7 protein-coding genes are annotated in these 9,144 nt (G+C 37.7%); 2 read left to right on the top strand and 5 right to left on the bottom strand.

Annotation, left to right across the window (positions count from 1 at the left end; all coding sequences use genetic code 11):
* Positions 1-76: 76 nt before the first annotated feature.
* The 3 genes from B371_RS0103890 to B371_RS21235 all read right to left on the bottom strand — a co-directional run bounded on the left by B371_RS0103890 (position 77) and on the right by B371_RS21235 (position 4,836).
* Entirely contained in the window at positions 77-2,809 is a 2,733-nt protein-coding gene (locus B371_RS0103890) for a DEAD/DEAH box helicase (protein ID WP_019412993.1), read from the bottom strand.
* Positions 2,806-4,365 carry an SWIM zinc finger family protein gene (locus B371_RS0103885; protein ID WP_237721499.1) on the bottom strand — a complete coding sequence of 520 codons (1,560 nt, stop codon included), beginning with the start codon at positions 4,363-4,365 and terminating at the stop codon, positions 2,806-2,808. Before B371_RS0103885 ends, B371_RS0103890 begins: the two co-directional genes overlap by 4 nt.
* Positions 4,366-4,431: 66 nt before the next feature.
* The gene (locus B371_RS21235) at positions 4,432-4,836 is read right to left on the bottom strand and encodes a helix-turn-helix domain-containing protein (RefSeq protein ID WP_019412991.1); all 405 of its coding nucleotides are present in this window, start codon (positions 4,834-4,836) and stop codon (positions 4,432-4,434) included.
* A 322-nt stretch (positions 4,837-5,158) separates the two neighbouring features.
* Between B371_RS21235 and B371_RS0103875 the strand changes: the two genes are divergently transcribed.
* Both B371_RS0103875 and B371_RS0103870 read left to right on the top strand, forming a co-directional pair.
* The gene (locus tag B371_RS0103875; protein WP_019412990.1) at positions 5,159-5,383 is read left to right on the top strand and encodes a hypothetical protein; all 225 of its coding nucleotides are present in this window, start codon (positions 5,159-5,161) and stop codon (positions 5,381-5,383) included.
* Positions 5,384-5,500: 117 nt separating this feature from the next.
* Positions 5,501-5,935: a hypothetical protein gene (locus tag B371_RS0103870; RefSeq protein ID WP_019412989.1), complete on the top strand. Its 435-nt coding sequence runs from the start codon at positions 5,501-5,503 to the stop codon at positions 5,933-5,935.
* 605 nt (positions 5,936-6,540) lie between these two features.
* Here the strand turns inward: B371_RS0103870 and B371_RS23345 are convergent.
* Together B371_RS23345 and B371_RS0103855 are read right to left on the bottom strand one after the other, a co-directional pair.
* Positions 6,541-6,711, bottom strand: a complete 171-nt coding sequence (locus tag B371_RS23345; RefSeq protein WP_019412987.1) for a hypothetical protein — start codon at positions 6,709-6,711, stop codon at positions 6,541-6,543.
* A gap of 96 nt (positions 6,712-6,807) precedes the next feature.
* Positions 6,808-8,613, bottom strand: a complete 1,806-nt coding sequence (locus tag B371_RS0103855) for a hypothetical protein (RefSeq protein ID WP_019412986.1) — start codon at positions 8,611-8,613, stop codon at positions 6,808-6,810.
* Positions 8,614-9,144 lie beyond the last annotated feature (531 nt).

Below are 9,144 nucleotides of genomic sequence, written 5' to 3'. Positions count from 1 at the left end.
AGCGCAAATCAGCGGTATCATAGTTTCTTAGCTCACTAAAAAGTGCCTGTCGACAATCCGACAGACACACAATTATTTAGCCTAAAGTTAGTAGTTCTTTGAGATCATCATCAGCCATTTCAGTAATCCATTTACTCGATTGGATCAAGTCTTCTGACAGTGCTTGTTTATCAGAAAGCAATTTATCGATTTTCTCTTCGATTGTACCGATTGTCACGAATTTATGAACATGCACAAAACGCGTTTGTCCAATGCGATATGCCCGGTCTGTTGCCTGGTTCTCAACTGCAGGATTCCACCAACGATCTGCATGCAATACATGGTTCGCAGCTGTTAGGTTAAGTCCTGTACCGCCTGCTTTCAATGACAAAATAAACACAGGGAATTGTTTTTCTTGGAAGGCTTCAACTAGATTGTCTCGCTGGCCTTTTGGCATACTCCCAGATAAAAATGGCGGGTCAATATCGTGTAACTCACTTAAACAATGTTGCAACAAGCGGCCCATACCAATGTACTGAGTGAAAATAAGACATTGCTCACCACGAGCGGCAATATCAGCTGCAAGTGTCACAATGCTTGCTAACTTTTCAGAGCGTTCCATCATTTTCTCCGCTTCACCAAACCCCTCTTTTAAATATAGGGCTGGGTGATTACACAATTGCTTCAGCTTGGTTAACATTTTTAAAATAAGTCCTTTTTTCTCAAAGCCCGTTAATGTTTCAACTTTGAACAGCGTTTCTTGAATCAAGCTTTCATAAAGAGCCGCTTGTTCAGTTGTTAACGGACAATACTCTCGTTGCTCTAGTTTATCTGGAAGGTTTAATAGTAATTCAGGGTCTTGTTTAGTACGCCTCAATAGAAACGGACGAATCTTCATACGAAGTTTCTGCTTATGATTTTCTGATTCATCCCGCTCAATTGGTGCAATAAAATTTTCTTGGAACTTCCCGAAACTCCCTAAATACCCTTTATAAATGAAGTCGAAAATTGCCCATAATTCGGACAAACGGTTTTCAACAGGTGTTCCTGTTAGTGCTAAATGATGTTCCCCTTTTAACTTGCGAATCGCGCGGCTTTGTTTCGTATGCATATTTTTAATGTTTTGAGCTTCATCAAGTGTCACACTGGACCATTCGATTTCGCTTAAAGCATCTGCATCTTGAGAAGCCGTACCAAACGTAGTTAACACAACATCAGGTTTAATGGAACTTAATTGGGTTGACAAAGATTCATCTTTAGAACGTGTCTGTCCGTAATGTACATGGACATGTAAATCAGGTGCAAAACGGATCAGCTCTTTTTGCCAGTTTCCTAACACCGATGTTGGACAAATAATGAAGGATGGTTTATCAGTTTTGTTGGTGCGATGAACATGTAATAAATAAGCAATCAACTGAACCGTTTTACCAAGACCCATATCATCAGCTAAACAGACGCCAAAGCCCTGCTCACGCATGAATACAAGCCAATCAAAGCCTTGCTGTTGATAAGGGCGCAATTCAGTTAACAACTGCTTAGAGACAAGCGTCGTAGGTAAACCATCTTTATCTTGTAGCTGACTCAAATAATTCTTCAGGGATTGATTCATTTCGAATTGGAATAAAGGGTCGTCTTCTTCAGCATCGCTATTTTCACCTTGTAACAGTACATCAGGCAACTCGCGGAACAGTAATTCTTTCACTGTCCAGTTTTCATTATCGGTTTGCTCCATTAATTGACGGATTTCATGCATCCAGTTCGAATCAATGCGGAACCATTCATTCCCAGCACGAATGTATTCACGATTTTCTTCGACCATTTGTTTAAATTGATCTTCTGATATTGCTTGGCCATTTAAGGAGAAGTTCCAATCAAACGTCAAGATCTCATTCAAACCAGCTGTCGTTTTAAACGTTGTCGTATTTGCGTTTGATTTGACACGAAGTTTTGATTCTTTAACAGCTTTTAACCAGGAAGGTAAAATAACCTCGAAGCCAAGTGCCTGTAATCTCGCTGCATCGTCACGCAGGAAGTGGCGAACTTCCAAATCGCTTAATGTCTTTGATAAAAAACGATTATCATCTGCTTCAATGTCCATCATATCAATCATGTTGGACTGAGTTTCGTACACTTCGGGAGCATAGATTTTCCACTTTTCAGGTAGGGCATCAGCAATAGAAAATTGTTTCTTCCGAAAAGGAGGTGTCCAGTGAACAGAACTTCTCTTTCCGCGCAAAACAGTTTCAACCATCCAGTCATCTGAAAAAGATTCAGGTTCGCTTAGACGGAGTGCCACGTTAACCTCCGCTTGGCTATTTTGTTCTTGCAAAGGCCATCCTCCCTGTTTGAAGAAAGGCAAAAGTTTAGGAATATCCGCAAGTGTTAAACCAGCACCATAAAGCTTTTGTTTTATTGCCGATGTAAGTGTCTCTAATTGATTAGAAGGTAAGTCTTGAGACTCTGATACGAGTAAACCATCTTCTAATGTGATTTCGTCCCATAGTGTTGGGGAACTCCATAAACGAGCTGCTTGTTGAATTGTCGAAATTTTAGACTCATCTTCAGGCGTTTGCCCACTTACATGTACATATGGATGTTTATTTGAATGAGAAAAGAGCTCCACTAACTCTAATGCTGAAAAAAGAGTTTCTTCATCGTGGTGCATACCGTAAAAGGACTGTTCATGCTGAAAGGAAATAAACGAAATCCACTGTTCAGTAAATAACTGTATTCCTTCGTCATTATAGGCATGGACTGTCATAAAGCCATCTTCTTTTTGTTCAAATGAAAGAATCAAATTCTTCATAAAAGGCGATACACGGGAAGTCATAACGGCAAGTTTCCTTTCTGTATCTCTTCTTGGAGAGCACGTAAGCGTCGATATTTTGTTTTAATTTCGCCTACATAATTATTCCAATAGTCGGTTTTCCCGCTTTTTTTAGCAGCTATCTTCATTTTTTTCCAAATGCGAACGGCTTGCTTATAGTTATGTCGATTGCGCTCACGCACTTCATTAAGCGCAAGGACGTGATAGAACGGTAAGGTGGTTTCAGGTGCTTCTTGTAATACAGTCTTCATACCACAAGACTCTGCATAATCAAGTGTTGACCCAAAACGGTGATGTAGGGCAACCCAGTCCTTAAATCGATTTTGGTCTATTAAGAAATCCGAATAGGCACGCAACCCAAATGAACCGAACTGCCAAAAAAGCTGTTCCCGTTCAGTGTCGGGCATATCGATAAATTTATACAACTCATATAATTTTGATACAAACACCGAGCGATTCCAAGCAGACAAATGACTATTCACATACTCAAATATATGAGGACGGATTGCAAGTAATATGATATTTAACGAAGTCAAATCATCTTGTTCTTTCGCAAGTTTTGCTAAGTGCATCCATTCTGGCATGTTTTTAGCATCAACTTGGTCAACAATGACTTGCAGTTCAAGCGGCTTCTTAAGCAATACACAGAATAAGGCTCTGAATAAGTCATTATCAACACTCTTCATTTCAAGTAAGAAATTATATTCCCGCTCACGATGACTTTTTTCTGTCAACAAAATTACCCAAAATGCATGTAGCAAATTGAAACGAAGGTCAAACATGCCTGCAATATCATAGACGATATGACGGACATGCAAAACAAGTGCATCATAAAAAGGATCCGCCGCAAATAAGCGCGGTTTATTAGAAAGGTTCAACAACTGATGTTGCATATCTTCAATATCCGATTGAATAGTAGCGCGGAACATATTTACGTCCAATTCTTCGCCTACTTCAAACAACAGACGTATTAACATTGTTCGTGTATAAATATCGTAAAGAGGTTGCCATTCCCGTTCAAATGGTGTGAACTTCTTGATTTTTTGTTTCATTTGATTAATTGAGTTGTCGATATAATAGCGTTCTTTCCAAGACCAATCATCCGAAACGGCATTAAAAGTTGATTGGACAATTGTATTCCAACTTTCAGGTGTACGTTCATTAGCGAGTACTGAAAGTTGCTGTGATTTTTTCAGACGCCATTCTTGGAGCCATTCTGATAGAGAAAACTTTTGCATATATAAACTAAAAATCAAGGCTAAACAATGCCGGCATACACGATTTTCAGGACAAGAACATGTAACTTCCTTGTCAACTAAAAAAATGGTGACGGTAACGGGACTTACATCATGTACTTTTGCCTCTAACGAATGCTTGTATGGATCATAATTCACAACACGAACTGAACCATTACGAACGAAAAATGAGGCACGTCGAACTAGGTCTTCATCTTCTTTTAACGAAGGATGCAAGTCTTCAGAAATCCGATCCATCCATAGTTGGATGTGGGATTGGTAACGCACAGCAATATTAAATAATGAATGACTCAACAGTAACATCTCCAAAAAAAAACTTTCCTTTCATTATACGGGTTTTTACTGAAAACCGTAAGTGAAAGGAAAGAATTAAGACTTTATATTAAAAAAGGCAAACAAAAATTCTTTAAATTTTTCTTTATCTTGCGAGGGTTTACTATAGAATTCTTGAAATAATCGATAAAAAACAGGGTCTGATTTATATGCATGATAGACTTCGTCAATAAATTTCTCCCCATAATTATCGACAGGTTCTTGTACACGCAACACTCTCTTTCGAGATACAGTCGACGAATTATAAATAACCTCATTACTTATATCTCTTGGAATTTGATAGAGTTTACTCATAGCGCGAAATACGGGTAAAGAGATGCTCTCAGGATTAGTTTCATAACGAGATAACGTACTTGCTGAAATATTAAGGAGTTTCGCTGCTTCTTTTTGCTTAAGTTGAGACAGTCTACGATACTCTACAATTAATTCATGCAATTGCAAAATCAACACCACCTTAGATGCAGGTATTTTATACATAACCAGCACCTTATGACGATAAATATTCTATTTATAAAAGGGTGTTTCATAATTGATATATAGTATTTCGGAAATTAACAAAATTTAGTAAAATGAAACATGTAGACCAATTAGTGGAATAAACACCAAATTTAAGTCATTTTAGGGATACTAGAAAGGTTGATCTCTTTGCCCATCCTATGAAGTTTTTTTACCTGGGTTAAATCAAAGTGCCAGAATAAATAAAAATGGCCAAGAATTTCTACTTTACGTTACACCAAGTGGACAACGAAGATCAGCAGTCATTATGTCGAATAATAATGGTATTGCAGTTATAAAACGCATGACATTTAACTGTTTACAAATTGAAAATATGCAAATTGATTTCTTAAACAATAAATGCTCCTTTACTTGTCAAGAAGCACCCGGAGAAGAGACAGCATTACTCATGCAATTCATACTCCGTGGATTTTTTATTCAGTATCATGAACACTCAATTGCCTTTTTTACATATAAAAAAAAGAAGAAATAAACATCATAACTGCCTGTTATAGGGCAGTTTTTTCGTTAAATAAACCCGCACGAATATAGAGGTAGTGTGATATAATACTAGTAAACAGAATTTTCCGTTAAAAAGGGAGGGATAACCATGTTACATGTCCAACTTATGAAACCATTCTACTCAAAATTAGAGGGTCAAAAGATGAAACTGGTTTTTGCATACCAATACTTTTCTATTAAAAAAGATGACGAACTATTTCACTTTATTCCGGTAGAAGGAAAAGAAATTATTGTTAATATAAATACCTACCAAGTCGAAAATTTATCAGAAGTCTTTGTCTTTCAAAAAGGCAACCGATTTATCCGCCTGCCTCTCTATCAATTATTGCTAGTCTCAGATATTCATATACACTTACAAACGATTCTACAACACGACGAAGGGAATGAAAACGAGCCTGCTAAAGATGTAAAAGAGGAGGCTAGCCAATTCATTACGTTACTTGAAAAAGCCAATCGAAGCCGCATGATTGACTACGCACTCTTAAAACGCGATGAAAGTCTATTTAACCGTCTAATAAACTAACCGTTGGAGGATAACCATGGAACTGAATATAAATTGAAACACCTACCTGAAATAAAAAAGGGAGGTGTTTTTTTGTGCATAATTTTATAGTGTATGTTGGTTTGGGTGGACGAGAGAATCGACACAAACTTTTTCAAAAGTAAGCGACCGAAGATACAATTTCGGTCTTTTCGTACAGACTTTATTAGAGGTGGAGTTAACATAAAGGGTTGTATACTATAACCTGAAGAACAAGATAGCCTTCTATTTAAATCTAGTGATTTCCGTTTCAAGCGGACGCTTTCCGCGGGCGAGACAGACGAGCCTCCTCGTCCGCTTGCGCTTCCTGCGGGGTCTCGTCTGTCTCGCTTTTCCCGCAGGAGTCGCCGCCTTCCACTACAATCATTCTCCTTTTAAAAATCAACAGTGATAACAATATAGTTTTAAAAGTAAATATAAAAAAATCGTTCTATTTTGTAAAATGAAAGAACTCACTTATCATAGGACGATTTTTTAAATGTTAATCTCCGTATACTAAAAACACCATGAACATTGGGCTCTTGGCACTTCAATTTTATATCATGGTGGTTTCTTATGTTTCAAAAAAAACCGCCAATGGCGGTTTTTTAACCCTTATTATTACTTTTAGTTAATTCGTCACGAATATCCCTTAGATAATCATTTCTTTGTTTCATTAAATTTATGATTGTGATTACAACATAAATACCAAATACGATAAGCCCTAGATATATTAGCATATTAAAAACTCCGAAAACAGCCATCCCCATCATGTCCATAAGATAATCCCCCCAATATTTTATAACACTATTATATTAGCACAAATTCCCATTTATTTTCATCTAGAAAGGTGAAATAGGTTACAAATCCGAATTTCACAAGTCAACTATTCTCAAATGGAAAAATCGATACGTAGTAATCAGGCCAATAATAAATAGACTTACAGCAAAATATGCAGGTAGTAAATGAATAAACGAGGTATAACCAATCAACAGGTGAATCGAAATTGCCGCTGCGAAAGCTGGGAGGCCACCGATAAATAGCGTCCACCATACCCATTTATTCCCTTGTTGGAATCCCCACAATGACAAAGTAAGAACTAAAAAGCCAACACTCAATAAAGCACTCCCAAAACCAGCACGATCATGCGCGATAACAGATAAAAGCCTTTCATTAAACGCATCAAGCATTTCAGGAGACATACATATATACAGTAAATCAGTTGGCACAAAGATCTTCGTAACACCTACAAATGAAATAGTGATTCCCCCAAGAATAAACGAGAACCCAAGCGCAACAAATGCCAGTTGACCAAATAAACTACGTTTCCAAATGGAATGATTCCTTGTATTAAATGACGAAGGGGTTCCATTCAAATGTCTCGTTTTTAAGTAGCCAACTAGATAAACAGGTAAAAGTATCAGCCAAAAGATGAGGTGTAGCCAATCAAAATATCCATAACCAATGAACAGAAAAATCCCCAAAAAGCCAATGACGGCAGGCAGGTCAATCGCTTGTTTTGCCCAAAGTAAGCCATTCCGTACCCCGTATCTAGCTAAAGACATATAAACAATCCCACCAGAAATCATGGTACCCGCGAGTGTCATTCGGTCATGTGCCATAAAAAATAAAATCCGCTCATTAAATAACAGTATGTCTTCTCTTTCCATTCCAAGAAAGTGCTCATCATAAGGCAGAATGACGGAGGTTAAGCTAAAAAGGAGTGCTAAAAAACCACCAATTAAAATCATCAAACCAAATAGCCAATACCAAATCCAGGTTGTATTTGTAGAGTATTCAGGTTGTATTTCCCTAAGTAGTGCTTCGTAAATTCTTTTGGTGAGCCCGGGTCCTGACAAAACATAGCCACCTGATAACAATACTAAAGTCGCACCCGCACCTAGTAACGCCAAAGCATCAGCGGGTTCGTTAATCCCACCCACAGTTAGAATTGGATGTTGAAAATTATGAGTTCTTAAAAACTGAATACCATCTACTAATTTTGTTAGATTTTTTTCAGATGATTGCTCTATTTGTTCATCCAGAACAACACCAGAAAAATACCTTTGAATTTTATCTATAGGGATTCCTTCTAGTTGATTGACAGGTAACGCCAGATAAATGGGTTTATTCGATGTGTGATGAAGCCTCTCAAAGCTTGTAGATTGTACAACAAAAGCATCTGCGTACAATTCCAACTTCTCCATCATGTCAACTTGCTCATCGACTGTTCCCACTAACCTAATCAAAATCGGTTGCTTTGGTTTCCATTTTTTAAGCTGTTCAAGCGTGTGATCAATTCCAATGGATTCATAGACAGGAGAGAACTCGATCATTTGCATATTATAGTTAATAGTAGGAGCGGAAGCATCAGTGACTCTATTTTTCGTTACCGGACCGACTTCTATAAAACCGAATCCTAGATTAGAAAATGCTTTCGAACCTGTTAATAAAGGATCTATTTTACCAGATAGTCCAACCGGATTAGAATATGTAATTTCTTGAATCTCTCTTTGCAATAAAACCGATGATTCTTCTCGTCCCAAAAAGTTGATGAAGCGGCCACCACCGGGTAGAGATGCGATTCTTGTCATCCCCCCGTGGATAAACTCTCTTGAAACAGTAGGAGGAAGCCGTTTTGATATAGGTTTAAATAATACATGGTATGACCAATCAGGCATTTTTAATGATCCTCCAGTGAGTCTAGTTGAGTGTATTATACCATTTTTCACAAGTCATCAGAATAATTTGTTGTCTAATCGAAACGACAAAAATCCACAAATTCAAGCGTGTCCAGGCGCTTTGGTGGACGAGAGAATAGTCACTTACTTCTCAGAAAAATAAGCGGCCGAAGATGCAATTTCGGCCTTTTTGCGCGTTCTTTATAAATTACTATCAATGGCGGAAATCCTAGTCGATAAAGTGTAAACCCAAAATGTGCATGATAGATTGCACGGCTTGCCTTAGCCACATTCTTGTTTATGACACTTTCCTAGTCCTGAACTCCAAAACTTTTCCATATTCTCTCTATTCCAACTTGGAATTGCAAAATTCCAACTTGGCTCACGATTTTTCCAACTTGGAGCCCAAATATTCCAACTTGGCCTCCAATTTTTCCAACTGAGCCATCGCTCACCAGAGATTCCGATTAAAAAACCCATCAACTTCAGCAAATCCTAAGATAAAGTGAAACATTTTTCACAGAAAGCACT

The organism is Paenisporosarcina sp. TG20 (genome assembly GCF_000286315.1).
Taxonomy (GTDB): domain Bacteria; phylum Bacillota; class Bacilli; order Bacillales_A; family Planococcaceae; genus Paenisporosarcina.
This window is presented reverse-complemented; position numbering and strand designations above follow the sequence as displayed.

Coding starts and splice junctions, on each gene's coding strand:
- B371_RS0103890 (WP_019412993.1), bottom strand. CDS start 2,809: ATGACTTCCCGTGTATCGCCTTTTATGAAGAATTTGATTCTTTCATTT.
- B371_RS0103885 (WP_237721499.1), bottom strand. CDS start 4,365: ATGTTACTGTTGAGTCATTCATTATTTAATATTGCTGTGCGTTACCAA.
- B371_RS0103875 (WP_019412990.1), top strand. CDS start 5,159: ATGTCGAATAATAATGGTATTGCAGTTATAAAACGCATGACATTTAAC.
- B371_RS0103870 (WP_019412989.1), top strand. CDS start 5,501: ATGTTACATGTCCAACTTATGAAACCATTCTACTCAAAATTAGAGGGT.
- B371_RS23345 (WP_019412987.1), bottom strand. CDS start 6,711: ATGGACATGATGGGGATGGCTGTTTTCGGAGTTTTTAATATGCTAATA.
- B371_RS0103855 (WP_019412986.1), bottom strand. CDS start 8,613: ATGCCTGATTGGTCATACCATGTATTATTTAAACCTATATCAAAACGG.